Origin of the sequence: Amycolatopsis bullii (assembly GCF_014654205.1) — a bacterium.
Taxonomy (GTDB): Bacteria; Actinomycetota; Actinomycetes; order Mycobacteriales; family Pseudonocardiaceae; genus Amycolatopsis; species Amycolatopsis plumensis.
The window spans coordinates 1-23,749 of sequence record NZ_BNAW01000064.1 but is presented as its reverse complement, the minus strand read 5'-3'; the positions used below and the strand labels follow the sequence as shown (position 1 = coordinate 23,749).

Here is a 23,749-nt window from a genome sequence, read left to right as displayed (position 1 = left end):
CCGGCGGAGTGGCCAGGGCAACGCCGTTCAGTGACCCGCGGGCAGCAGGGACGAGATGCGCAGTGACGACGTGCCGATGCCGGTGGGACCGCCGAAGACCGGAACCGCCGCCGGGCGGTAGCCCAGCTCCGGTTCCGTGTACCGCGCCACGTTCTCGTGCCAGTTCAAGATGCCCGCCATCCAGTCGCGGAACTCCTGGACGTACCCGAGCAGCATGTCCTGCACGTCCGGCTCGACGGCGTGGTCGCGGAACAGGGCGGGCAGCTCGATCGCCGCCGCGTGCTCGAACTCGGCCAGGCGCGCGTGCACCAGGTCGGTGACCACCTCGAAGGCGCGGCCTTCGGAGCACTCGAGGAAGTTCTGCACCACCAGCACCGCGTTGTGCAGCTCGCCTTCGTACTGGATCTCCTTGCGGTAGGAGTACAGATCGTTGATCAAGCAGGCGACGTCCGTCGCCGAGTGCTCGATCGTCTGCACCGGACGCGTGCGGTACAGCGCGGGCGGCACCGAACGCCCGTGCGAGAACCGCGAAAGGCTCATCGTCAGGTCCGACCCGAACGTGCGGCGCCGCATCTCGACGTAGTCGATCGGATCCGGGATGCGGTTCTGGGCCTGGTTCGCCAGCTCCCAGAGCCAGCTCGACGTCATCGTCTCGACCGCCCGGCGCACCGACTGGCGGTTTTCCGCGGGCATGCCCGCCGTGGTCCGCGGCCAGAGGTCGGCCAGTCCGGCCTCCAGGGGGTTCGCCGGGGCCGGCATCGGCGAGTCGTGCAGCGGCATGAACGCCGACAGCCGCGCGTTGGCCGCCTTGGCCGCGCCGAGGTCGCGGGTCGGGCCGAACACGATCGGGTAGTAGTCGTCGGCGTAGGTGCCCCAGGTCAGCCAGTCGCTGGTGACGTCGAGCGCGTCGGCCGTGGCGTCCGGGTGGATGCCCGCCGCGCACAGCGGCAGGTCCGCCGCCCGCAGTTTCCGCTCGTCCCACACCACGCCGTCGAGGAAGCCGGTCTGGCGTGCCCAGTCGACGTTTCGGCGGCGGCAGGACTCCAGGTGCGGGCTGAGCCGCAGCGGGAACGGCACCTCGACGGAGGGGCGCGGTACGTCGACCGCGCGGAACGGCGTCGAGGTGTGTGCCCGCAGCCGTTGCGGCGCGGTGGCGAGCACCGACGCGAAGATGCGGGCCGCGGAGGTGCCGAGGCCGCCTGCGCCGCCGAGGTCGGGGCCGCCGCGGCCGTCCAGGGCGCCTTCGTTCATGTACCGGCTGGACCGCAGGTGCCATTCGTGCCCGCCGGACTGCCAGTCCTGCAGGCCCTTGACGTAGGCGAACGTCGCCGCGCGCGCGGCCGGGTCGACGCAGTGGTCGTCGAACAGCGCGGGCACCTCGGTGAGCGCGGTGTGCTCGAACTGGTGCAGCCGGGAGGTGATCAGGTCGTTGACCGCTTCGGCCGCCTCCTGGGTGCCCAGCCCGAGGAACTTCTCGAACACGAGCACGCCGTTGGACAGCTCGCCCTCGTCCTGCACCTCGCGCTGGTAGGAGAACAGGTCGTTGCGCAGGTGGACGCTGTCGGCGAAGCAGTCGCGCAGGACCTCCATCGGCCGCGACGCGGCGATCGCGTCCGGCACCTCCGCGTGCACCGAGTGCTCGACCAGGTTCGCCGACCACGGTGCGCCGCCGACCTTCCGCCGCATCTCGACGTACTCGATCGGGTTGGCGAGCCGGCCTTCGTTGATGTTGGCCAGCTCCCACAGCGACTCGTCCAGCAGCGCCTTCGTGCTCGCGACGAACCGGCGCCGCCAGCCGGCCGACCGGTGCGGGACCGTCCGGTTCCACAGGTCGGTGAGGCCGCGCTCGACCGGGTTCTCCGGCGTCGCGGTGATCTCGCCCTCGGCGGGCATGAACAGTTCGAGGCGGTCGAGGTAGCTCCGGGCGCTGTCGATGTCGCCGGTGCGCTTGTACAGCTCGAGGAAGTGGTCGTCGAAGTAGAAGACCCAGACGTACCAGTCGGTGATCAGGTCGAGCTCTTCGGCGCCGGCGTCGGGGTGGGTGTACGCGCAGAGCAGGGCGTAGTCGTGGGCGTCGAGGTCGCGCTCGGTCCAGATCACCGTGCCGTGCTGCGGCACGTCGATCATGTCCAGCTCGCGCGCCCACGCCTTGCTGTGCTCGCGCGCCCGGTCGAGGTGCGGGTTCAGCCGCGCCGGGTAGGGCATGTAGAACTCGGGGAGGACGAACGGCTGATCGGGCACACCGCGAGGCAACCAGCCGGTCGCGGTGTCCGCCAAGAGGAACAGCCGCGAAGCACCCGAACGGGACGGGCGCTTCCCCCGGCCGGCCCAGCGGCCTTCCCGGCCCGATCGGCGCGCCGTGGCGGGCCGTCGCACCATGGGGGTTCCGGCGAATGAGGAGAGCAGATGACCGACGAAAACCGGGTGGTCGACAACCCGGACGAAAACCGCTACGAGCTGTGGCGGGGCGAGAAGCTGGCGGGGATCGCGCAGTACGACCGCCGCGGCGACCTCACCGTGTTCACCCACACCGAGATCGACGACGCCTTCTCCGGCCAGGGGCTGGGGAAGGTCCTGGCGGCGGGCGCGCTCGACGACGTCGTCGCCCAGGGCCGGACGATCGTGCCGGTCTGCCCGTTCATCGCCGGGTACCTGAAGAAGAACCCGGGGTACGAGGACCACGTCCGCCGGCCGCGCGAGTAGGCCGGACGGGGAGGCGCGTTACGCCGTTCGGGGCGGTCTGAGAGGTATGTCCGGTTCCCTTGGTTATTAACCAACCTTCGTCGGTAGTGCGTTGGTTGCCCGGCAACGAAAGTGTCGGCACCGGCTTCGAACGCCCACCCTGGAGGAAGTTGATGACTCCCCGGAAGACCGCCCTCAAGACCCTCGCCGTCTTGTCGGCCGCCGCGCTGACCAGCGGCGTTTGCGCTTCGGCGGCTACCGCGTCCCCCCTGGCCTTCGCCGAGCTGCAGGCTCGGGCGATCACCGGCGCCACCCAGGTGGCCGACGCGCTCGGTGCCGCCTCCGGCGGCGTCTACCTGGAAAACGGCAAGGCCGTCGTGAACGTCGTCGACGACGCCGCGCTGCGGCAGGTGCAGGCCGCCGGCTTCACCGCGAAGAAGGTCAAGCACACCTTCGCCGCGCTCACCGGCGTCAAGAACCAGCTGGACGCGGTGAAGAATGTGCCGCAGACCGCGTGGGGCATCGACACGAAGACCAACCAGGTCGTGGTGAAGATCTACGACGCGGCCAGCCAGGAGACCGCCGGCAAGGTCGCCGCGGCCGCCGCGAAGTACGGCGACAGCGTCCGCGTCGAGCACCGCACCGGCAAGCTGTCGCTGTACATCGCCGACGGCGACGCGATCCAGAACAGCCAGGGCCGCTGCTCGCTGGGCTTCAACGTGACGCGCGGCGGCTCGCCGTTCCTGCTCACCGCGGGCCACTGCACCAACCTCGGCGGCACCTGGTCCGGCGGCGACGTCTCCGGCGCGCAGGTCGTCGAAAGCGACTGCCCCGGCGCCGACTCCGGCCTGCTGACCCGCCCGAACGGCACCGGTCCCGGCGAGATCAACACCGGCCAGCCGATCACCGGCGCGGCGACGCCGACCGTGGGCGAGCAGATCGAGAAGCAGGGCTCGACCACCGGCGGCGGCAGCGGTGAGGTGACCTCGGTCGACGAGTCGGTCAACTTCGACGTCGGCGTGCTCAACCACGAGTTCGGCACCACCGCGCACACCGACCACGGCGACTCCGGCGGCCCGGCCTACGACGGTTCCACGGGCCTCGGCACGCTGTCCGGCGGCGACACCGTGACCAGCTACTTCTACCCGCTCACCCTTGAGCTGCAGGCCTACGGCCTCGAGCTCGCCTGACCCGGTTGCAGTGAATGACCCATTCCTGGCGTCGGAGGCCAGGAATGAGTCCTTCACTGCGCCGCCGCCCGCTCATCTTCCGTCGGGGGAGGTGAGCGGGCTTCAGGCTTCGAGCCGCCGGGCGCGGTAGACGGCGTCGGTGTGGTGGCCCTCGCCGCGCGTCTCGCACGTCTCGACCAGCCATTGCCACGCGTCACCCAGGTAGCCGGTGATCTCCTCGGGCTCGAAGTACAGCTCCTCCGGCGGCTTCTGGCCGTCGAACTGCCGCATCGCCTTCGGCGAGTGCCCGACGACCAGCAGCGAACCGCCCGGCCGGATGGCCGCCGCGGCCGCGGTGAACACCTTGCGGCGCAGGTCGGGCGGCAGGTGCATGTACTGCGCCGAAACCAGGTCGTACTGCGCTTCCGGCTGCCATTCGAGGATGTTGCGGTGCAGCCAGTTCACCGTCACACCCGCCTCGGCGCCGGCTTCCGCCGCGCGGGCCAGCGCGGTGGTCGAGATGTCGACACCGTCGACCGTCCAGCCCTGCTTCGCGAGCCAGATCGCGTCGCCGCCCTCGCCGCTGCCGAGGTCGAGGGCGTGCCCGGGTTTCAGCCCTTCGACCTCGGTGCGCAGGTTGGCGTTGACGTTCCCGCTCCAGATCCGGTGCTCGTCACGCTGGTACATCGCTTCCCAGAAGTCCTGCTTCAGCATGGCGTCGACGGTCATCGGGTGTTCGTGGGGCATGGTTCCTCCTCAAGGACGTCCTCCGAGCATGCGGAAGACGTCCCCGAGAAGGCAAACTCCGTTGCCGGAGTGGCAACTAACTCCCGTACACCTGCAGTTCGTACAGCGAGTAACCGTACGAGGTTCCCCGCGTGACGCCGTTCATCCGCACGTACCGCCCGGTGCCCGAGAGGCCGGTGAGGTCGTCCGTGCCGCCGTTGCCGGTCGTGGTGCTGTAGATCGTCGTCCAGGTCGTGCCGTCGGCCGAGGTCTGGATGCTGTACGCCTTCCCGTACGCGGCTTCCCAGGTCAGCTTGACGTGCGACACGGACTTCGTGGCGCCGAGGTCGACGCGCAGCCACTCCGCGTTGCTGCCCTCCTTCGACGCCCACCGCGTGCTCGTCAGGTTGCCGTCGAAGGCCGCGCTCGCCGGGTACGACGACGATTCGGTCGAGGACGCCGTCGCGGTTTTGCCCTGCGACAGCAGCGTTTCCGGGCCGCCGCCGGTCACCGTGACGCCGAGCGAAGCCGTCTTCGTGCCGCCGGTGACGGTGATCGTCGCCGAGCCGGGGGACGCGGTGGCCGCGGCGGCGACCGTGACCGTCGAGGTGCCGCCGGCCGGCACCGACGCGGGGGCGAAGGAGACGGTCACGCCCGCCGGTGCGCCGCTCGCGGAGAGCGTGACGGCGTCGGCGGAGGTCACGGTGGCCGTCGCCGACCCACCCGGCGCGACCGACACCGACGACGGCGTCACGCTGAGGCCGGACGCACTCGCCGCGGTGAACGTCCAGCGGGCGGCGGTGCCGGAGCAGCTGCCCGCGGTGAGCGTGCTGGCCGAAGCGCGGAAGCACTTGCTGCTGGACTGGATGTCCGAGATGGTGCCGTCCGGGTTGACCGACCACTGCTGGGCCGGGCCGCCGGTGCAGGTCTGGAGCACGATCGAGCTGCCGGAGATGCCCGCGCACCGGTCGTTGATCACCAGGAAGGCGCCGTGGAAGGTGAACCGCTGCTCGGCGGTTCCGGTGCAGGCGGCCACTTTCAGCGTGGTGCCGCTGCTCGGCGCGGCCAGGCAGGTGCCGGTGGAGTCGTTGCGGTACTGGCCGACCGTGGTGTTCGGCTGCGCGCCGCCCCAGCACTCACCGGTGGCGGTATTGAAGATGGGGGTCGCGTCGTAGGGCTCGTTCGACGGCGGGTCGACGACGACCGGTTCCATGACCGGCGTGTTGTCGGGGTTGTAGTGCGTGAGCGCGTCTTCGCAGTCGATCGCGTCGAAGGCGCTGCCGCCCTGGCCGCCGAGCCAGAGGTCGATGTGGCGCAGGCCGGGTCCGCCGTTCGGGCCCTGGCTGTTCCAGTCGTCGGAACACTCGTCGCAGCCGTCCTCCATGATGAAGTACTTCTTCACCCGCGGGACCCAGACCCTGGTGCCGGGCTTGAGTTCGTCGCGGCTGGTGGCGAAGGTGATCGGGTCGGCGTAGCTGCCCTTGCCGCCCGCGGTGTCGTGGATCTGCGGGTAGGAGATGTCCCCGCCGGGCGGGGTGTTGTCCCACCAGCCGTAGAAGGTGAGGAAGGTCGGCTGGGTGGTGGCCGCGCTCGCCGCGGGAGCGCCGGTCAGCGCGGTGGCCAGGGCGAGGACCAGGGTCACGACGAGCACGAGCGCGCGCCGGGTCATGCTGCCTCCGAGGGGGCTGGGCGGACGATGACTGCGGCGTGGTTCCAGGTTCGCCGGGTCGCGGGCCGCCGTCAAGACCTGTTCGTAAAGTTTCCTAACGAACTGGGTTTCGTGTCCCGCTCGCCGGGAAAATCCGGTGGGCGCCGGGTTTTCCCGGCGAAGATGGCGGTATGAGCGAACAGCGGGAAATCGTGGTCACCGGGGGCGGCACCGGCATCGGGCTGGCGATCGCCGCCCGGTTCGCGGCGGCGGGGGAGCGGGTGACGGTCACCGGGCGGCGCAAGGACGTCCTCGAAGCGGCGGCGGAGCGGATCGGCGCGCGGGCGGTGTCCTTCGACGCGAGTGACCCGGCGGCGGTGCAGGCGGCGCTGGCGGATCTGCCTTCGCGGGTGGACGTCCTGGTCAACAACGCCGGCGGCAACACCGACCGGGTCCGGGAGGCGCCCGCCGCCGGCGACCTGAAGGGCCTCGCCGACGCGTGGCAGGCCAACTTCGAAGCCAACGTGCTTTCCGCCGTGCTCGTCACTGCGGCACTGAAGCCGCGCTTCGCCGACAACGTCCGCGTCGTGACGCTCGGCTCCATCGCGGCGAAGCAGGGCTCGGGCTCGTACGGCGCGGCGAAGGCGGCGATCGAGGCGTGGAACACCGACCTCGCCCGGCAGCTGGGTGCCGGGGGAACGGCCAACGTCGTCGCGCCGGGCGTGGTCCTGGACACCGAGTTCTTCCACGGCACGGTGACCGAAGAATGGCTGGACGCGCGGATTTCCCTGGCGTTCAACCGGCGGGCGGGCCGTCCGGAGGAAATCGCCGACACGGTGCGGTTCCTGGCCGCGCCGGAAGCCGCGCACCTCACCGGCCAGGTCGTGCACGTGAACGGAGGCGCCTACGGCGCCCGCTAGGCCATCCGGGTCGCAAGTGCGGCCGCCGTCCCACGGCGGCCGCCGTCCTCTCCATGGTGGAGGTGTCGATACCACCGTCAAGAGAGAGGTGATCCGTCGTGACGGCCGCTCCCGCAACCCCGGACCTCCCGGCGACCCGGCCCGCAGGGTGCCCGTTCGACCCGCCCGCGGAGTACGCCACCCGCCGGGAATCCGCGCCCACGGCGAAGGTGCGGTGCCCGGCGGGTATGGAAGCGCTCCTGGTGACGCGCTACGCCGACGTCCGCGCGGTGCTCGCCGACCGCACGATGAGCTCACGCGGCGCGTCTTCGGTGCACGTGAACCCGAACGCCGACCCGGACGAGGAAATCAGTCCGGGCTCGATCATCCAGCTCGACGGCGCCGCGCACGCGCGGCTGCGGAAGAAGGTGATCGCGGAGTTCACCGTGCGGCGCGTGGCGGCGCTGCGCGGGTACGTCCGGCAGCTGGTCGACAGCCACCTCGACGCGATGCTCGCGCACGGCTCGCCGGCCGATCTGGTGCAGCACTTCGCGTTGCCGATCCCGTCGCTGGTGATCTGCGAGCTGCTCGGCGTCCCGTACGCCGACCGCGCGCTCTTCCAGCGGCAGAGCGCGACGATGGTCAGCACCGACGCCACGCGGGAAGAAGGCGAGCAGGCGTACCACGAACTTTCCGGTTACCTGGCCGGGTTGTTCACCGAAAAGCAGCGGAATCCGCAGGACGATCTGTTCAGCAGGCTTTCGTCCGCCGGTGCCGACGACCCGCTGACGATGGAAGAGCTGGTCGTGCTGGGGCTGAGCCTGCTGGTGGCCGGCCACGAGACGACGGCCAACATGATCGCGCTGAGCACGGTGGTCCTGCTGGAGCACCCCGGTGCGCGGGAGGCGGTGCTCGCCGAGCCGGAGCGGGCGGTGGAGGAGCTGCTGCGGTACCTGTCGGTGGTGCAGTGGGGAGTGCTGCGGTACGCGACCGAGGGCGTCCAGGTCGGGTCCCGGCCGGTGCGGGCGGGGGAGTGGCTGGTGGCCGCGTTGAACTCGGCCAACCGCGACGAGTCGGTGTTCGCGGGCGCGGACAAGCTGGACTTCGATCGCGAGTCGCCGCGGACGCACGTGGCGTTCGGGTTCGGGGCGCACCAGTGCGTCGGCCAGCAGCTGGCGCGGGTGGAGCTGCAGGAGGCGTTGACGGGGTTGTTCCGGCGGATCCCCGATCTGCGGGTGGCGGTGCCGCGGGAGGAGCCGGAGTACAAGCACAACACGCTCGTGTACGGGCTCCGGGAGCTGCCGGTCGCCTGGGGCTGACTCCCGGGCGCGGCTGCGCGATCGGTCTGGAACGCTGGACCGCGCGAACGTCCGATCCCGTGAGGAGTGGCCATGACAGCTCGCCGTCTCTGGGCGGCCGTGGAACCGTTGCACGCCGTCGTCTACTTCGCGGCCGAGACGGCCGAAGCGGCGAAGGCGGCCGGACTGCGCGGCTACTGGATGGGCTACTTCGCCGGGCGGCTGGCGCCCCTGGGCCCGATCGGCCCCGGACCGGCGACGGCGGTGCTGTTCGGCTTCGCGCCCTCGATGGTGGCCCGGGCGTTGCCGGACGCGTGGTCGTTCGCCTCGCCCGAGGCCGTCGTCGGCTCCCGGATGGAGGCGGTGGCCTCGGCGTTGCGCCCGGTCGCCACCGACGTCTCGGAGCTGAGCGCGCTGCTGTGGCGGGCGGTGGACGCGTGCGAGTTCGACGGCCGCCCGCTCGCGGCGGCGTGGGCGGCGGTGCCGGAGCCGGCGGACCCGCTGTCCCGGCTGTGGCTGGCGGCGACGATCCTGCGCGAGCACCGCGGCGACGGGCACGTCCTGGCGGCGGTGCACGCCGGGCTGGGCGGCCTGGAGACCACGCTCACCCACATCGGTGACGGCGTGCTGGGCCGCGCGGACATCCAGCCCCATCGAGGCTGGTCGGACGCCCAGTGGGACGCGGCGGTGGACCGGTTGCGGGCCCGCGGCGTCCTCGACGCGGACGGCGTCCTGACCGACGACGGCCGGGCGCTGCGCCGCCGGATCGAGGAGGACACGGACCGCCTGGCGGCCGCGCCGGTCGAGGCGCTGGGCGCCGACGTCGAGCGGCTGCTGGAGCTGGCCGTGCCGCTGAGCCGGGCGGTGATCGACACCGGCGTGGTCCCGGTGCCGAACCCGATGGGCGTGCCGCGGCCCTGATGCGTCGATTCCGGGTGCGCCCGTTCGACGCAGGGGCAGAACCGGACGCTCGGGAGGACTCCATGACGTTGCTCGACGGCAAGAACGCGATCGTCTACGGCGCCGCGGGGCGGATCGGCACGGCCGTCGCCACCGCGTTCGCCGCGGAAGGGGCGCGGGTGTTCCTCGCCGGCCGGACCCGCGCCCGGCTGGAGGAGGTGGCCGCCCGGATCCGCGAGGACGGCGGCCGGGCCGAGACGGCGGTGGTCGACGCCCTCGACGAGCGAGCGGTGGACGAGCACGCCGCCGCGGTCGCCGCCGAGGGCGGGATCGACGTTTCGGTCAACCTCATCCCCCACGGCGACGTCCAGGGAACACCGCTGGCCGACATGGCGCTCGCGGACTACGAGCGCCCGGTGGTGACGGCCGTGCGCACCCAGTTCCTGACCGCCCGCGCGGCGGCCCGCCACATGATCGCCCGGCGGTCCGGGGCGATCTTGTTCTTCGGCGGCGCGGCCGAGCCGGTCCGCGAGTTCGCGGTCGGCGGGCTGCAGGTGGCGTTCCACGCGGTGGAGGCGATGCGCCGCCAGCTCGCGGCCGAGCTGGGCCCGCACGGAATCCGCACGGTGACCCTCCGCACGGGCGGTATCCCGGAGACGCTCCCGGAGGATTTCGCGGGCCGCGCGGAGCTGACGGAGAACATCGCGGGCAAGACCATGCTCGGCCGCGCGGCCACCCTGGCCGACGTGGGCGCGGTGGCGGCCTTCGTGGCCTCGGACCGGGCGGCCTCGATGACGGCGGCAACGGTGAACATCAGCTGCGGCGCCTTGGTCGACTAGCGGAGGAGACCGCCGACCGCGGGCCGGGCCTCAAGCGCGTCTCACCGGGACCGGTCGCGCTGTTCCACCAGCAGCCGCTGGTGGCGGGCCGCGCGGACCCGGTCGCCGCAGGTGGTCGAGCACCAGCGGCGGCGGGCGTGCTCGCGGACGTAGTACCTGATGCAGCCGTGGGCCTCGCACGGGCGCACCAGCGGCCCCAGCTCTCCGCTCACCACCTCGATCGCGTCCCGCGCCAACGCCGCCACCGCCGCGTCGAGGCTGCCCGGGCGGGTGCTGACCCACTCGCGGACCGGTCCTGCACCCCAGGTCAGCGCAAGGGTGGCCCCGTCCGCGCCGGCCGCCGCGTTCACCGCCGACACCGCCGCCGCTTCCGGCGCCCGGCCTTCCGCCGAGGCCGCCAGCAGCTCGCGGACCGCCGCGCGCAACTCCGTCAACCGGCTCAGCGAAGCCGCGTCCGGGACAGCCGCCGCCAGCTCGTGCGAAGTCAGCCACGAAGCAGCGAGTGCGGGCGTGGCGAGGTCGTCTCCCGTCACGCGCGCGGTGTTGACCAGTGCCAATGCCGGCGAGCGGTCCTCGCCGGGTGCCGCCGTGACCATGTCCGCCTCCCGAAGTCCGTCCCCGAAGTGTCCCCGACCGTTGACAGCCTACGCCGTCTCATGGATAAATGAAGTAATAAACATGAGAGGAAGCGCCATGGTCACCGTGCACCACCGCTACGCCACCGTCGCCGGGCACCGGCTGTTCCACCGGGAGGCCGGCCCCGCCGACGCCCCCGCGATCGTGCTGCTCCACGGCTTCCCGACGAGCTCGCACATGTTCCGGCACCTCATCCCGGCGCTGGCCGACCGCTACCACGTCGTCGCGCCGGACTACCTCGGCGCCGGTGCGTCCGACGCGCCGCCCACCGGCGAATTCGCCTACACCTTCGACGCGCTCGCCGAACTCACCCTCGGCCTGCTCGACGAGCTAGGCCTCGGCCGCTTCGCGCTTTACATCCAGGACTTCGGCGCGCCGGTGGGCCTGCGCATCGCGGCCGCGAACCCGGACCGGGTGACCGCGATCGTCACGCAGAACGGCAACGCCTACGTCGAGGGCCTGGGCGCCGGGCTGCCGCAGAAGCTGGCCGCCGGCACGCTCTCCGAAGACGACCTGCGTGGCATGGTCACCCTCGAAGCCACCAAGGCGCAGTACCTCGACGGCGTGCCCGATCCGTCGCTGGTCAGCCCGGACGTCTGGATCCACGACCAGGCGCTGCTGGACCGGCCCGGCGCCGCGGCGATCCAGCAGGCGCTGCTCGCCGATTACCACCACAACATCGCCCTGTACCCGAAGTTCCACGAATACTTCCGGACCAGCCGGGTGCCGCTGCTGGCCGTCTGGGGCGGGAACGATGAAATTTTCATCGCCGACGGCGCCCGCGCCTACGGCCGGGATCTGCCCGACGCCGAAATCCACCTGCTCGATTCCGGCCATTTCGCACTGGAAACGCACTTGGACGCCATTGCCGGGTACATCCGGGGTTTCCTCGGGCGGGTGCTGCGGGGCTGAATCCGCTTTCCGCCGAGCGGGATGACGGTTGCCACCTGGGCCGTTCACTCGTAGGGTCGCTGACGAGATCGCCTTGCGCGATCCGGGAGCGCTCCGCCGTCATTCACCAGATGGAGGACGGAATGAGCAGACGGATTCGGGCGGGGGCGATCGCTCTTGCGCTCGCCGCCGCGACGATCACAGCAGGGCCGGCGGAGGCCGCCGACCCCTTGCTGTCACAGGGAAAGCCGGTGACGGTGTCGTCCTCGGGCGGGTGCTGCCCGGCGGCGAACGCGGTCGACGGGAACTCGAGGACCCGCTGGGCGAGCGCGTCCGGCGTCGATCCACAGTGGATATACGTCGACCTGGGCGCGGCCGTGCACGTCAGCCGCGTCCGGCTGCAGTGGGACGCTTCCTGCGCCACCGCCTACGAAATCGACACCTCGGCCGACCACGTCACGTGGACGAAGATCTACGCGACGACCGCGGGCAAGGGCGGCGTCGAGGACCTGACCTCCCTCGACGGCACCGGCCGGTACGTCCGGGTCTACGGCACGAAACGCTGCCGCACCGACGCGTCGAGGGGCTATTCGCTGCAGGAATTCGGTGTCTACGGCTCGGCCGGTGACGTCCAGCCGCCGTCACCGCCGGGCACGCCGGCACTCGTCGGGGTCACGTCCACCAGCGCCACGATCGAGTGGACCGCGGCCACCGACGACGTCGGGGTCACGGGCTACGACGTCTACCGCGACGGCCAGCTCTGCGCGAGCACGACCGGCGCGCTCACCGCGACCTGCGGCAACCTCGGCCCGAACGGCAGCTACGGCTTCTACGTCAACGCGCGGGACGCGGCCGGGAACGTCTCGCAGGCCAGCGGGACGCTCGTGGTGAAGACGCCGCCGTCCGACGACCACACGCCGCCGTCCGCGCCGTCGAACGTGCACACCACCGCGGTGAACAGCACGTCGATCGGCCTCGCGTGGACGGCGTCCACCGACGACGTGGGCGTCACCGGGTACCGGATCTACGACGGTGGCACGCAGATCGGGACGTCGGACACCGCGAGCACCACGCTCGGCGGCCTGACCCCGGCCACGGCGTACCACCTGCAGGTGCGGGCCGTGGACCGCAACGGCAACCTCAGCGCGCCGAGCACCCCGGTCCTGGACGTCACCACCACCGGCGGGTCGAGCTGCTCGCCGTCGCAGGGCGTCTGCGGTGCCACGCAGGTCACCACGGACGACGACGTCGTGTGGGGCCTGACGACCCTGCCGGACGGCACCGTCCTCTACACCCAGCGCGACGTGCACGACATCGTCCACCTGAACCCCGCGACCGGGGCGAAGACGACGATCGGCACCGTGCCGGGGGTGGACGACACCGACGGCGAGGGCGGCCTGCTGGGCCTGGAGATCAACCCGGTGTCGTTCGCCACCGACCACTGGCTCTACCTCTTCCACACCTCGGCGAGCGACAACCGGATCGTGCGGGTCAAGTACGACCCGGCCGCGGACTCGCTCGACCTGGGCTCCGAGCAGGTCCTGCTGACCGGCATCGCGCGCAACAAGTACCACAACGGCGGCCGCCTGCGGTTCAGCCCGGACGGCCGGTACCTGTTCGCGGGCACGGGCGACGCGCAGAACAGCGCCACCGCGCCGAACACGAGCAGCCTCAACGGGAAGGTGCTGCGGATCAACCCGGACGGCTCGATCCCGGCGGACAACCCGTTCCGCAACGCGGTGTGGAGCTACGGGCACCGCAACATCCAGGGCCTGGCGTTCGACGCCCAGGGCAGGCTGTGGGAGCAGGAGTTCGGCAACAACGTCATGGACGAGACGAACCTGATCGAGAAGGGCGGCAACTACGGCTGGCCTTCGTGCGAAGGGACGTCGGGTTCGTGCGACGGCTTCGTCGCCCCGAAGCGGACGTACCCGGTGGCGCAGGCTTCGTGCAGCGGAATCGCGGTCGTCAACGGCGCGCTGTACGTGGCGTGCGAGCGCGGCACGCGGCTCTACCGGGCGGTGATCAGCGGGGACACGCTGACGAACGTCCAGTCGTTCTTCACCGGCACCTACGGCCGGTTGCGGACGGTCGAGCCCGCGCCGGGCAGCCAGCTGTGGCTGGCGACCAGCGTGGACGGTGACAAGGACGGCATCCCGCACAACAGCCACAACCAGATCCTGCGGGTGTCGGTGGGGTGAGACGGCGGTGCTGACCGGGACCCGCCCGGTCCCGGTCAGCGCCAGCTGTCGTCGCCGAACCCGAGGGTCACCGGGCCGCGGCGGATGCCGGCCACGGTTTCCGACGGCAGCACCTCGTCCAGGAACGCGTACTCCGGGCTGCGGGTCCGCGCGTGCCACTGCGCGATCTCGTGCCAGCCCGGGGCCGCGAGCGCGCCGCCGAAGTGCTGGACCGACAGGCTCGCCGTGAGGCACGCGAACCGGAGGCGCTCCACCAGCGGCCAGCCGGTCAGCGTCGCGGCCACGAACCCGGCGCCGAACACGTCGCCCGCGCCCGTGGCGTCGAGCACGTCCACCGGGAGCGCCGGGATCGCCGCCGTTTCGCCGGTCGTCCCGTCGACCGCCAGCACGCCCTCGCCGCCGCGGGTGATCACCGCGATCGGGACCAGCTCCGCGAGCCGCGACAGCGCCGCTTCGGGCGTGTCCGTGCGGGTGTAGCGCATCGCCTCGATCTCGTTCGGCAGGAACGCGTGGCAGCACGCCAGCTGCTCCAGCAGCGCGGGCGACCAGGCCTCGGACGGGTCCCAGCCGACGTCGGCGAACACCAGGCTGCCGTTCTGGTGCGCGGCGTGGACCCACTCGGCCGTGTCGAGCCCGATGTGCGCCACCGTCGCGCGGCTCGGCGGCGGCGAACCGGCGAGGTCCGCGACCGGCACGGGCGGCGGGTGGCCGTGGGTGACCATCGCGCGGTCGCCCGCGTAGGCCAGCGAGACCGTCACCGGCGAGTGCCACTCCGGGAACCGCCGCGACCGCGACAGGTCGATGTGCTCCTGCCGGGCCAGCACGTCCCAGCAGTACCGCCCGTAGACGTCGGTGCCGAACGCCGCCGCCAGCGACGTCCGCAGGCCGAGCCGGCTCAGCGCGACCGCGAAGTTCGCGATCCCGCCCGGTCCCGAGCCCATGCCGCCCGTCCACACCTCGGTGCCCGGGGCCGGTGGGTGCTCGAGCCCGGTGAAGACCAGGTCGAAGAACAGCAGGCCGGACAGGAAGACATCGGTTTCGGGTGCGGGCTCAGCCGGCACGGGCGCCTCCGGGGGATCACGCAGCGGTCGGCCCGAGCCTGCGTCAGCGGCGCGAGATTCGCAAGAGCTGGACCGTTTCGGCCACGGATTGCGCGCTCCCGGCTGCTAGGGTCGGCGGATGCGGCTTGGGTGTCACTCGGTCGAGGGAAGTGCCCCGCGATGAGGCTGGCGATCCTCGGCGGCGGCGGGTTCCGCGTGCCGCTGGTGCACGGGGCCCTGCTGGACGGCGGCGAAATCGCCGAGCTCGTCCTGCACGACGTCGACGCCGGGCGGCTGGCGGCGATCGAACGGGTCCTGGCCGAGCAGGCCGCCGGTGCGGCGAACGCGCCGCGGGTGTGCACCACCACCGACCTGGCCGCCGCGGTGTCCGATGTGGACTTCGTGTTCTCGGCCGTCCGCGTCGGCGGCCTGCGCGGACGGCGGCTGGACGAGCGGATCGCGCACGCGGAAGGCGTGCTGGGCCAGGAAACCGTCGGCGCGGGCGGGATCGCCTACGGGCTGCGGACGGTCCCGGTGGCGGTCGCCCTCGCCCGGCTGATCGGCGAGCTGGCGCCGCGCGCGTGGGTGGTCAACTTCACCAACCCCGCCGGGCTGGTCACCGAAGCGATGGCCGCGCACCTCGGCGGCCGGGTGATCGGCATCTGCGACTCCCCGGTCGGGTTGTGCCGCCGCGTCGCCCGGGCCCTCGGGATCGACGCGGCGGCGGCGAAGTTCGACTACGCGGGGCTCAACCACCTCGGCTGGCTGCGCTCGGTCCGCATCGGCGGCGAGGACGTCCTGCCGCGGCTGCTCGCCGACACCGCCGCGTGCGAGTCGTTCGAGGAGGGCAGGCTCTTCGGCGCGGATTGGCTGCGCACGCTCGGCGCGATCCCCAACGAATACCTGCACTACTTCTACTTCGCGCGCGAGACCGCCGATTCGGCGTCGCGCGGTGAGTTCCTGCTGGAGCAGCAACGCGGGTTCTACGCGGACCCCTCGCTGGCGTCGTGGGAACGCACGCGCTTGGAACGCGAAGCCACGTACATGGCCGAGACGCGCGAGGGTGAGCGTGACGACCTCGAAGGCGGCGGCTACGAGAAGGTCGCGCTGGCTTTGATGCGCGCCCTCGCGCGCGGCGAGCGCACGACGCTGATCCTCAACGTCCGCAACGGTTCCGCGCTCCCCGGCGTGCCGGGCGACGCGGTTGTCGAGGTCCCGTGCGCGGTCGACGCCGGCGGCGCCCACCCGCTCGCCACCGGGCCCCTGCCCGGCCACGCACTGGGCCTGGTGACGACGGTCAAGGCCGTCGAGCGGGCGGTGATCGAGGCGGCGACGACGGGTTCGCGCGCGGCGGCGCTGCGGGCGTTCGCGCTGCACCCGCTGGTCGGCTCGGTGCCGGTCGCCCGGCGGCTGCTCGACGCCTACGCCGCCGCGCACCCGGAACTCGCCTACCTCGCCTAGACCGCCGCCATCGCGTTGAACTCCGCTTCGGCTTCCCGCTCGGTGCAGAGCTTCCACGCCTCCTCGGCGATGTCGTCCGGATCGAGCGTTCCCACCGTGAAGCCGTGGTCCCGGGCGGTGAACACGCGGTGGATGTCGCCGCGCTCGATGAGGCCGCCGATGGTCAGGATGCCGGCGTGCACGCCCGTTTCCCGCAGGGCCGCGTGCAGCGTGAGCACGTACATCCGCAGCGCCGCCGACGCCGGGGCGAGGCTGCCGAGCATCGGCATCGGGTACTTGCCGCTCAGGCCACCGGCGAACAGCAGCGACCCCGAGCCACGGGCGAGGAAGCCCGGCAGCGCGGCTTCGACGAGGTTCGCCGCCGGGAGCACCATGGCGTCGAACGATCCGCGCAGCGTGCCGGCGCCGGCTTCGGTGAGCGGCGTGATGCCGGGGCCGGCCGTGGCGTCGGCCGGCCCGAAGTACACCTTGTCGATCTCGCCGGCGTCGGCCGTGATGCGGACGAGCACGTCGTGGAGCTGGGCTTTGTCGGTGACGTCGGCCGTGTAGGTGAGGGCGTTGACGCCGGGGAGCGACGCGCGGTAGGCCGCGTGCCGGGTGTCGGTGCGGGAAACCAGCGCCGTGGTGAAGCCTTCGCGCCCGAAGCGGCGGGCGATGGACAGGCCGAGCCCGGGACCGACGCCCAGGACGGCGAGCACTTTCGGCAAGGGAACCTCCTCAAGTTGAGTATATCCTCAACTTAGCGGTAAGTTGAGAGTGACGTCAACTTGCCTTTGTGTCCATAAAGGACGTGCGTGCGGGTGAGGCCGTCCGGGCGGTTTCCGGCGTCCGGACGGGTTCCGGTGTGGTCGCCCGCCTTCCGTGACCCGGGAGCGGCGCCCATCATCGACGCCATGACCGCTGCCTATCCCGCCGAGAAGGACCATCCCGCCGTCCCGATGGGGGCGATCTACGCCGGGCACCCGCCGGTGTCCCGGATCGCATTCCCCAGCGGGCACGAAGGCTGGCTGGTGACGCGCTACGACGACGTCCGCACGGTCTTCTCCGATCCGCGGTTCAGTCGCAACCTGCTGTACCCGGGCGCGCCCTGCCTGATCGAGCCGGGCGACTTCTCGACCGGCGAGCACAGCATCCTCAACATGGACCCGCCCGACCACACGCGCCTGCGGCGGCTGTCGGCGCAGGCGTTCACCGTCCGCCGGATCGCCGCGCTGCGGCCCCGGATCCAGCAGATCGCCGACGAGCTGCTGGACGCGATGATCGCGCACGGCCCGACGGCGAACCTGGTCGAGGAGTTCGCGTTCCCGCTGCCGACCCTGGTCATGTGCGAGCTGCTCGGCGTCCCGTTCGCCGGCCGCGAGCGGTTCCGGCAGTGGTCGCGGGTGATCGTGACGCCGATGCAGCACGCCCCCGCCGACGTCGAGCAGGCGCGGCGTGACGGCGCCGAGGACATGGCCGCGCTGGTGGCGGAGAAGCGGGCGAGGCCGGCGGACGACTTCCTGAGCGCTCTGGTGCACGCTCGCGACGAGGACGGCGACCGGCTCACCGAGCCGGAGCTGATCGACCTGGCCACGCAGCTGCTGCTGGCCGGCCACGAGACGACGGTCAGCCTCATCGGCTGCGGGATCGTCCTGCTGTGCCGGCACCCGGAGCAGCTGGCGGCGTTGCGCGCCGATCCCGCGCTGACGCCCGGGGCGGTCGAGGAGATCATGCGCTACGACGGGCCGGTCGACTCGTCGCTGCTGCGCGTGGCGCTGGAGGACGTGTGGCTCGGCGGGGTGCTGGTGCGCCGCGGCGAGGCGGTCCTGGCGCACGTCGGGGCGGCCAACCGGGACGAGAACGCGTTCCCGTCGGCGACGGAGTTCGACATCCGCCGGAAGGACGCCCAGCAGCTCGGCTTCGGCCACGGCATCCACTTCTGCCTCGGTGCGGCGCTGGCCCGGCTCGAGGGCGAGATCGCGCTGCGGGCCCTGGTGGACCGGCTGCCGGGGCTGGCGCTGGCGGTCCCGTGGGAGACGATCACCTGGCGGCCGCCGCTGTCGGTGCGCGGGCCCGAGGAGGTGCCAGTGACCTGGACGACCTGAGTCAGAGGGTCGGCAGCGTCCGGTCAGGCTCCCGCGGCGACGGCTCGAGCGCGGTGAATGACTCATTCCTGGCGTCCGGCGTCAGGAATGAGTCATTCACTGCATCCGGACAGCCGCCCGGTGGCCACCTGCGCCGAATGCCGGTTCCCATTGGCGCCGGCGGCCGAGCCGGGCGGGCCGGCACTGCTCCACTCGGGTAGAACCTGTTCCAGTTTGGGAGTTGCTGCGTAGACCATGACCTCGCCGTTCCCGCGAGCGAGGAGTCGCCATGGATGCCGACCTGACCCGCCGTCAGCTCCTCCGCGGCGGTGCCGCCGGGGTGGGCCTCGCCGTCACCGCCGGGCTCGCCACCCCCGCCGCGGCCGCGCCACTGGGCGAGTACGACGTCGTCGTGGTCGGCTCCGGTGCGGCGGGCATGACCGCGGCCCTGACCGCCGCCAAACGCGGCCTCAGCGTCGTCGTGCTCGAGAAGGCGCCGACGTTCGGCGGGTCCGCCGCCCGGTCCGGGGCCGGGATCTGGATCCCCAACAACCCGGTGCTGCTCGCCGCCGGGGTGCCGGACAGCCCCGCGAAAGCCGCGCAGTACCTCGCCGCCGTCGTCGGACCGGACGTCCCCGCCGCGCGGCAGGAGGCCTTCCTGCGCAACGGCCCGGCGATGATCTCGTTCGTCATGGCCAACAGCCCGCTGCGGTTCCGCTTCATGGAGGGCTACAGCGACTACTACCCGGAGCTGCCGGGCGGGCTGCCGAACGGCCGGTCGATCGAGCCGGACCAGTTCGACGGGAAGCTGCTGGGCGCCGAGCTCGCGAACCTCAACCCGCCCTACCTCGCCACGCCGCCCGGGCTGGTCGTCTTCAGCGCGGACTACAAGTGGCTGAACCTCGCCCTGGTGAACGCCAAGGGCGCCGCGGTCGCCGCCGAATGCCTCGCCCGCGGCACGGCCGCCGCTCTCGCCGGGCAGAAGCCGCTCACCATGGGGCAGTCGTTCGCCGCCGGGCTGCGCGTGGGCCTCCAGCGGGCCGGCGTCCCGGTGCTGCTCAACACCCCGCTCGTCGACCTGTACGTCGAAAACGGCGGGGTGACCGGGGTTCTGACGCCGAACGGGCTGGTGCGGGCCCGGCACGGCGTGATCGTCGGCTCCGGCGGGTTCGAGCACAACGCGGCGATGCGCGCGCAGTACCAGCGGCAGCCGATCGGCACCGACTGGACGGTCGGTGCGAAGGAGAACACCGGCGACGGCCACCGCGCCGGGCAGCGCGCCGGCGCCGCCCTCGACCTGATGGACGACGCCTGGTGGGGCCCGGCCATCCCGACCCCCGGCGACCCGTACTTCTGCCTCGCCGAACGCACCCTGCCGGGCGGCCTGATCGTGAACCAGGCCGGGCAGCGGTTCGTCAACGAAGCCGCGCCCTACAGCGACGTCGTGCACACCATGTACGACAAGAACCCGGCGTCGCCGGACATCCCGGCGTGGCTGATCGTCGACCAGAACTACCGCAACCGGTACCTGTTCCGCGACATCGCGCCGCTGCTGCCGTTCCCGGACGCCTGGTACGCCGCCGGCGCGGTCTTCAAGGCGTCGACCGTCCAGGACCTCGGCGCGCAGATCGGCGTTCCGCCGGCCACTTTGAAGTCCACTGTGGATCGGTTCAACGGGTTCGCGCGGTCCGGGGTGGACACCGAGTTCCGCCGCGGCGCGAGCGCGTACGACCACTACTACACGGACCCGGCGGTGACGCCGAACTCCTGCCTGGCACCGCTGTGGGCGGCGCCGTACTACGCGCTGCGGCTGGTCCCCGGCGACCTCGGCACGAAGGGCGGGATGCGCACGGACGCCCGGGCGCGGGTGCTGCGCCCGGACGGCTCGGTGATCCGCGGCCTGTACGCGGCCGGCAACGCGAGCGCGGCGGTGATGGGCCACAGCTACGCCGGAGCGGGGTCGACGATCGGCCCCGCGATGACGTTCGGCTACATCGCCGCGAACGACGTCTAGAACTCCTTTTCCACCAGGGGAAGCACCTCGGTGCCGAGGAGTTCGATGGCCCGCATGACCTCGGCGTGGGGGACGCCGGACCAGTCCATCTGCATCGCGTACCGGTCCGCGCCGGTGAGCTTGCCGACCGCGATGAGCCGTTCGGCGATCTCCTGGGGGCTGCCGACGAACAGCGCGTTCGCGTCACGCGTGTACTCGTCGTACTCCGCGCGGGTCGGGACCGCCCAGCCGCGGGCGCGGGCGCCGTACTTCATCGTCTCGAGCCAGTACGGGTAGAAGGTTTCCTTGGCGTCCTGCGACTTCTCGGCGACGAAGCCGATCGCGCCCATGGTGACGTGCAGGTCGGCGGGGTCCTGGTCACCCGCTTCACCGGCCTGGCGATAGAGGTCGACGAGCGGGGCGAAGCGCTCGGGCTGCCCGCCGATCACCGCGTACACCACCGGCAGGCCGAGCAGGCCGGCGCGGATCGACGACTCCGGGTTGCCGCCGGTGCCGACCGAGATGCGCAGGCGCCTGCCGTACGGCCGGGGCAGGATCCGCGCGTTCTCCAGCGGCGGGCGGAACCGGCCGGACCAGGTCAGCGGGTCTTCGCGGTCGATGCGCAGGAGCAGGGCGAGCTTCTCCTCGAAGAGCTCGTCGTAGTCGCCGAGGTCGTTGCCGAACAGCGGGAACGACTCGGTGAACGACCCGCGCCCGGCGAGCAGCTCGGCGCGGCCGTGGCTGAGCTGGTCGAGCGTGGTGAACTGCTGGTAGACGCGGACCGGGTCCTCGGTGCTCAGCACGGTGACGGCGGAGCTGAGGGTGATCTGGTTCGTGACGCTCGCGGCGGCGGCCAGAACCGTGCCCGGGTTCGAGATCGCGTACTGGTCGAGGTGGTGCTCGCCGAGGCCGTAGAAGCCGAGGCCCAGCTCGTCGGCGAGCTTGATCCGCTCGAGGGTGTTGGCCAGCGTCTGCGCGACGGTGGGCTGCTCGCCGGTGTGCGGGTCCGGCGCGCGGTCGCCGAAGCTGTAGATGCCGAGTTTCATACAACGCTCAACTACTTTGGGGGCGGATTCGTTCCCTTGCCGAACCGGGCCTGGATGGCCTCGAGGTTCTTCTCCGACAGCTGCAGCGCGGCCGCGCGCAGGCTCAGTCCGTCCAGGGTGGCGACCTCGAACATGCTGGTCACCAGGGCCCGCATCCGGGTGCGGACCTTGCCGAAGGCTTCCTCGGCGTCCGCGCCGACGTCGCCGAACAACGTCCACCACCACCACGAGCTGGTCGCCGAGTTGGCGACGAAGTCCGGCACCACGCGGATGCCGCGCGCGTCCAGGAGCTCTTCGGCGTCCGGGGTGACCGGCAGGTTCGCGGCCTCGACGATCAGTTTCGCGCCGATCTTGGCCTGGTTGTCGGCGTCGACGCAGTAGGAGATCGCGGCCGGCACCAGCACCTCGGCCGGCACGTCCAGCCAGGCTTCCGGCGGCAGGAGCTCGTCGCCGGGCTTGAGGTTGTCGCGGTCGATGCCGCCGAAGCGGTCGCGGTGGCGCAGCAGGTTTTCGACGTCGAGCCCGTCCGGGTTGGCCACGACCCCGCGGACGTCCGAGACGCCGACCACGCGCAGCCCGGCGTCGGCGAGGAAGCGGGCGGTGGCCCCGCCCATCGCGCCGAACCCCTGCAGCACGACGCGGTTGGTTTCGTTCTCGAGGCCGAGCATCTCGAGCCCGGTGAGCGTGGCCTGCGCGACGCCGAGGCCGCCGACCAGCTCGTCGAGCCCCAGGCCGCCGACCTCCATCCGCAGCGCGTCCGCCAGCCGGGCCGTGGCTTCTTCGCGGTCTTCGAGCAGCGGGTAGACGGCCTGGACGGGGCTGATCAGGCCGATTTCGGCGATGACGCCGTCGATGACGTCCTGCCGCAGGCCCAGGTCCTCCCCCATGGTCCAGTACTGCTCGATGAGCGGCCGCATGGCGTGCAGGTACCGGGCGACGACGTCCCGGGCGCGCTCGTCGTGGGGGTCGAAGTCGATGCCGCCCTTGGCGCCGCCGAGGGGGATGTAGCGGCCGTCGGGGTCGTAGTTGAGGCCTTCCTTGAGCGTCATGCCCCGGGCCAGGCCGCGGACCTCGAACAGCGAGCACCCGCGGCGCATCCGCAGGCCGCCGCTGGCGACCCCGCGCACGAGCCGGTCGATCACCAGGTACCCGCGGCACCCGGTGACGGGGTCGGTCCACGCCACTTCGAGCAAGGCTGACTCGGTCATCGCCCCTCCTGATCCCCCGGTCAACATCCGAGCTCGTAAGCCATCGCCTGTGCGACCCACCGGTCGCAGTCCCCGGCGGTGACGGTCCCCTGCCGGGCGATGACCTGGACGGCGAGCCCGTCGAGAAGGGCGGTCAGCCGCCACGCGGCGCCGTGCGGATCGGGGCACCGGAAGGTCCCGGCCCCGACACCCTCCGCGATCAGCGCGACCACGGCATCCCGCCACCGCAGATCGAGCCGCTGCAGCACGGCCCGCAGCGCACCATCCCGCATGGCGGCGGCCCCGGCTTCGATCCACAGAGGCCAGTTGTCGTGTTTCGCAGGCCCGTACAGAGCGAGGACGGCGCGCAGCCGCGTCTCGGCGGAACCGCCTTTGCGGAGTTCGTCGTCCAGCTTGGCCAGTTCGTGTTCGGCGGCCTGCCGGAAGGCTTCGATGACGAGCGTTTCGAGGGTCCCGAAGTGGTAGAAGATCAGCGCGGTGCTCACCTCGAGTGAGTGAGCGACATCGGCGGCCCGCACCCCGCAGATGCCCCGCGAGCGGATGATCTCGAGCGCGGCGCGCACGATTTCTTCCCGCCGCACGGCCACGGCCTTCCGCATCATGCGGCCACCGTACCGAGGCGACTGGATAGGCGGGAGGCGCCGAATGTGGGGCCTCGGCCTGTGCGGACGGTCAGGAGTGCCGGTTTCGCGGTGAGGATTTTGCTGGGGCGGGGGTGTCGGGGGGTGGGCGCGGGGATGGCGGGCTGCTCGGCTTGGTTGGCCGGAGTTGGTTGGGGTCGTAGGGGCGGGAGGGCGTGGCCTCGGTCGGAGGGAGGCAGGTGGGTGGCTTGGTCGGTGTGGGTCGGGCGGCGGGTTTGGGTAGGTGGCCGGTGAGTCTGGGGCGGGGTTCATGACTCGGCTGGGCTGCCGAATGTGGGGATGGGCCAGGCGGGAAGGGGCAGCCAGCGAGGGCGCCTTGGCCGGCGAGGTTGGGGCCCACCACCCCGAAGCCGGAATTGTGACTACGGCCGGTGGCACCGGGTCAAGGCGGGAAAGCGTGCCTTGACC

The 23,749-nt window shown here is 71.9% G+C and carries 20 protein-coding genes; 11 read left to right on the top strand and 9 right to left on the bottom strand.

The annotated features are described in order from the left end of the window. Positions 1–27: 27 nt before the first annotated feature. Positions 28–2,205, bottom strand: a complete 2,178-nt coding sequence (locus IE317_RS39980) for a terpene synthase family protein (protein ID WP_191316602.1) — start codon at positions 2,203–2,205, stop codon at positions 28–30. A 201-nt stretch (positions 2,206–2,406) separates the two neighbouring features. On the opposite strand from IE317_RS39980, the gene IE317_RS39975 reads away from it, so the two are divergent. Beyond that, entirely contained in the window at positions 2,407–2,703 is a 297-nt protein-coding gene (locus IE317_RS39975; RefSeq protein WP_191316575.1) for a GNAT family N-acetyltransferase, read from the top strand. 152 nt (positions 2,704–2,855) lie between these two features. Further along, positions 2,856–3,872 (top strand): S1 family peptidase, encoded by a 1,017-nt coding sequence (locus tag IE317_RS39970; RefSeq protein WP_191316574.1) that lies wholly within the window; start codon positions 2,856–2,858, stop codon positions 3,870–3,872. Between the two features lie 102 nt (positions 3,873–3,974). Here IE317_RS39970 and IE317_RS39965 read toward each other — a convergent pair whose 3' ends face one another. Continuing rightward, positions 3,975–4,598, bottom strand: a complete 624-nt coding sequence (locus tag IE317_RS39965; RefSeq protein ID WP_191316573.1) for a class I SAM-dependent methyltransferase — start codon at positions 4,596–4,598, stop codon at positions 3,975–3,977. 76 nt (positions 4,599–4,674) lie between these two features. Continuing rightward, the gene (locus tag IE317_RS39960) at positions 4,675–6,246 is read right to left on the bottom strand and encodes a discoidin domain-containing protein (protein WP_191316572.1); all 1,572 of its coding nucleotides are present in this window, start codon (positions 6,244–6,246) and stop codon (positions 4,675–4,677) included. A gap of 170 nt (positions 6,247–6,416) precedes the next feature. On the opposite strand from IE317_RS39960, the gene IE317_RS39955 reads away from it, so the two are divergent. The 4 genes from IE317_RS39955 to IE317_RS39940 all read left to right on the top strand — a co-directional run bounded on the left by IE317_RS39955 (position 6,417) and on the right by IE317_RS39940 (position 10,161). After that, a complete protein-coding gene (locus IE317_RS39955; RefSeq protein ID WP_191316571.1) occupies positions 6,417–7,145 on the top strand; it encodes an SDR family oxidoreductase in 729 nt (242 codons plus the stop codon). 98 nt (positions 7,146–7,243) lie between these two features. Further along, positions 7,244–8,443, top strand: a complete 1,200-nt coding sequence (locus IE317_RS39950) for a cytochrome P450 (protein ID WP_191316570.1) — start codon at positions 7,244–7,246, stop codon at positions 8,441–8,443. A gap of 72 nt (positions 8,444–8,515) precedes the next feature. Then, the gene (locus IE317_RS39945) at positions 8,516–9,343 is read left to right on the top strand and encodes an SCO6745 family protein (protein WP_191316569.1); all 828 of its coding nucleotides are present in this window, start codon (positions 8,516–8,518) and stop codon (positions 9,341–9,343) included. Positions 9,344–9,405: 62 nt separating this feature from the next. Continuing rightward, positions 9,406–10,161 carry an SDR family NAD(P)-dependent oxidoreductase gene (locus IE317_RS39940; protein WP_191316568.1) on the top strand — a complete coding sequence of 252 codons (756 nt, stop codon included), beginning with the start codon at positions 9,406–9,408 and terminating at the stop codon, positions 10,159–10,161. 41 nt (positions 10,162–10,202) lie between these two features. Here IE317_RS39940 and IE317_RS39935 read toward each other — a convergent pair whose 3' ends face one another. After that, the gene (locus tag IE317_RS39935; protein WP_191316567.1) at positions 10,203–10,757 is read right to left on the bottom strand and encodes a CGNR zinc finger domain-containing protein; all 555 of its coding nucleotides are present in this window, start codon (positions 10,755–10,757) and stop codon (positions 10,203–10,205) included. Positions 10,758–10,854: 97 nt separating this feature from the next. Between IE317_RS39935 and IE317_RS39930 the strand changes: the two genes are divergently transcribed. Both IE317_RS39930 and IE317_RS39925 read left to right on the top strand, forming a co-directional pair. Next, positions 10,855–11,709, top strand: coding sequence for an alpha/beta fold hydrolase (locus tag IE317_RS39930; RefSeq protein WP_191316601.1), 855 nt, complete (start codon positions 10,855–10,857; stop codon positions 11,707–11,709). A 122-nt stretch (positions 11,710–11,831) separates the two neighbouring features. Continuing rightward, a complete protein-coding gene (locus tag IE317_RS39925; protein WP_191316566.1) occupies positions 11,832–13,889 on the top strand; it encodes a PQQ-dependent sugar dehydrogenase in 2,058 nt (685 codons plus the stop codon). Between the two features lie 35 nt (positions 13,890–13,924). Here the strand turns inward: IE317_RS39925 and IE317_RS39920 are convergent, their stop codons facing one another. Then, positions 13,925–14,950 (bottom strand): carbohydrate kinase family protein, encoded by a 1,026-nt coding sequence (locus tag IE317_RS39920; RefSeq protein WP_191316565.1) that lies wholly within the window; start codon positions 14,948–14,950, stop codon positions 13,925–13,927. Between the two features lie 159 nt (positions 14,951–15,109). Here IE317_RS39920 and IE317_RS39915 point away from each other — a divergent pair, with 159 nt between their 5' ends. Then, on the top strand, positions 15,110–16,390 hold the full coding sequence (locus tag IE317_RS39915; protein ID WP_191316564.1) for a 6-phospho-beta-glucosidase: 1,281 nt from the start codon (positions 15,110–15,112) through the stop codon (positions 16,388–16,390). On the opposite strand, the gene IE317_RS39910 is transcribed toward IE317_RS39915, so the two are convergent. Then, a complete protein-coding gene (locus IE317_RS39910; protein ID WP_229903174.1) occupies positions 16,387–17,088 on the bottom strand; it encodes an SDR family NAD(P)-dependent oxidoreductase in 702 nt (233 codons plus the stop codon). The genes IE317_RS39915 and IE317_RS39910 overlap by 4 nt on opposite strands. A 195-nt stretch (positions 17,089–17,283) precedes the next feature. Here IE317_RS39910 and IE317_RS39905 point away from each other — a divergent pair, with 195 nt between their 5' ends. Beyond that, positions 17,284–18,474, top strand: coding sequence for a cytochrome P450 family protein (locus tag IE317_RS39905; protein WP_191316562.1), 1,191 nt, complete (start codon positions 17,284–17,286; stop codon positions 18,472–18,474). Between the two features lie 268 nt (positions 18,475–18,742). Then, positions 18,743–20,467, top strand: a complete 1,725-nt coding sequence (kstD, locus tag IE317_RS39900) for a 3-oxosteroid 1-dehydrogenase (protein WP_191316561.1) — start codon at positions 18,743–18,745, stop codon at positions 20,465–20,467. Here kstD and IE317_RS39895 read toward each other — a convergent pair. From IE317_RS39895 to IE317_RS39885, 3 genes are read right to left on the bottom strand one after another with little or no spacing between them, the layout of a single operon-like run. Then, the gene (locus IE317_RS39895) at positions 20,464–21,492 is read right to left on the bottom strand and encodes an LLM class flavin-dependent oxidoreductase (protein ID WP_191316560.1); all 1,029 of its coding nucleotides are present in this window, start codon (positions 21,490–21,492) and stop codon (positions 20,464–20,466) included. The two genes, kstD and IE317_RS39895, sit on opposite strands and share 4 nt — an antisense overlap. A gap of 11 nt (positions 21,493–21,503) precedes the next feature. After that, positions 21,504–22,700: a Glu/Leu/Phe/Val dehydrogenase dimerization domain-containing protein gene (locus IE317_RS39890; protein WP_191316559.1), complete on the bottom strand. Its 1,197-nt coding sequence runs from the start codon at positions 22,698–22,700 to the stop codon at positions 21,504–21,506. Between the two features lie 20 nt (positions 22,701–22,720). Further along, on the bottom strand, positions 22,721–23,302 hold the full coding sequence (locus tag IE317_RS39885) for a TetR/AcrR family transcriptional regulator (RefSeq protein WP_191316558.1): 582 nt from the start codon (positions 23,300–23,302) through the stop codon (positions 22,721–22,723). Between the last annotated feature and the right edge of the window lie 447 nt (positions 23,303–23,749).

Excerpts from the sequence above, each read along its gene's own strand:
- IE317_RS39895 (WP_191316560.1), bottom strand. The coding sequence starts at position 21,492 with ATGAAACTCGGCATCTACAGCTTCGGCGACCGCGCGCCGGACCCGCAC.
- IE317_RS39885 (WP_191316558.1), bottom strand. The coding sequence starts at position 23,302 with ATGATGCGGAAGGCCGTGGCCGTGCGGCGGGAAGAAATCGTGCGCGCC.
- IE317_RS39975 (WP_191316575.1), top strand. The coding sequence starts at position 2,407 with ATGACCGACGAAAACCGGGTGGTCGACAACCCGGACGAAAACCGCTAC.
- IE317_RS39890 (WP_191316559.1), bottom strand. The coding sequence starts at position 22,700 with ATGACCGAGTCAGCCTTGCTCGAAGTGGCGTGGACCGACCCCGTCACC.
- IE317_RS39940 (WP_191316568.1), top strand. The coding sequence starts at position 9,406 with ATGACGTTGCTCGACGGCAAGAACGCGATCGTCTACGGCGCCGCGGGG.
- IE317_RS39945 (WP_191316569.1), top strand. The coding sequence starts at position 8,516 with ATGACAGCTCGCCGTCTCTGGGCGGCCGTGGAACCGTTGCACGCCGTC.
- IE317_RS39955 (WP_191316571.1), top strand. The coding sequence starts at position 6,417 with ATGAGCGAACAGCGGGAAATCGTGGTCACCGGGGGCGGCACCGGCATC.
- IE317_RS39905 (WP_191316562.1), top strand. The coding sequence starts at position 17,284 with ATGACCGCTGCCTATCCCGCCGAGAAGGACCATCCCGCCGTCCCGATG.
- IE317_RS39915 (WP_191316564.1), top strand. The coding sequence starts at position 15,110 with ATGAGGCTGGCGATCCTCGGCGGCGGCGGGTTCCGCGTGCCGCTGGTG.
- IE317_RS39980 (WP_191316602.1), bottom strand. The coding sequence starts at position 2,205 with ATGCCCTACCCGGCGCGGCTGAACCCGCACCTCGACCGGGCGCGCGAG.
- IE317_RS39965 (WP_191316573.1), bottom strand. The coding sequence starts at position 4,598 with ATGCCCCACGAACACCCGATGACCGTCGACGCCATGCTGAAGCAGGAC.
- IE317_RS39925 (WP_191316566.1), top strand. The coding sequence starts at position 11,832 with ATGAGCAGACGGATTCGGGCGGGGGCGATCGCTCTTGCGCTCGCCGCC.
- IE317_RS39930 (WP_191316601.1), top strand. The coding sequence starts at position 10,855 with ATGGTCACCGTGCACCACCGCTACGCCACCGTCGCCGGGCACCGGCTG.
- IE317_RS39970 (WP_191316574.1), top strand. The coding sequence starts at position 2,856 with ATGACTCCCCGGAAGACCGCCCTCAAGACCCTCGCCGTCTTGTCGGCC.
- kstD (WP_191316561.1), top strand. The coding sequence starts at position 18,743 with ATGGATGCCGACCTGACCCGCCGTCAGCTCCTCCGCGGCGGTGCCGCC.
- IE317_RS39935 (WP_191316567.1), bottom strand. The coding sequence starts at position 10,757 with ATGGTCACGGCGGCACCCGGCGAGGACCGCTCGCCGGCATTGGCACTG.
- IE317_RS39960 (WP_191316572.1), bottom strand. The coding sequence starts at position 6,246 with ATGACCCGGCGCGCGCTCGTGCTCGTCGTGACCCTGGTCCTCGCCCTG.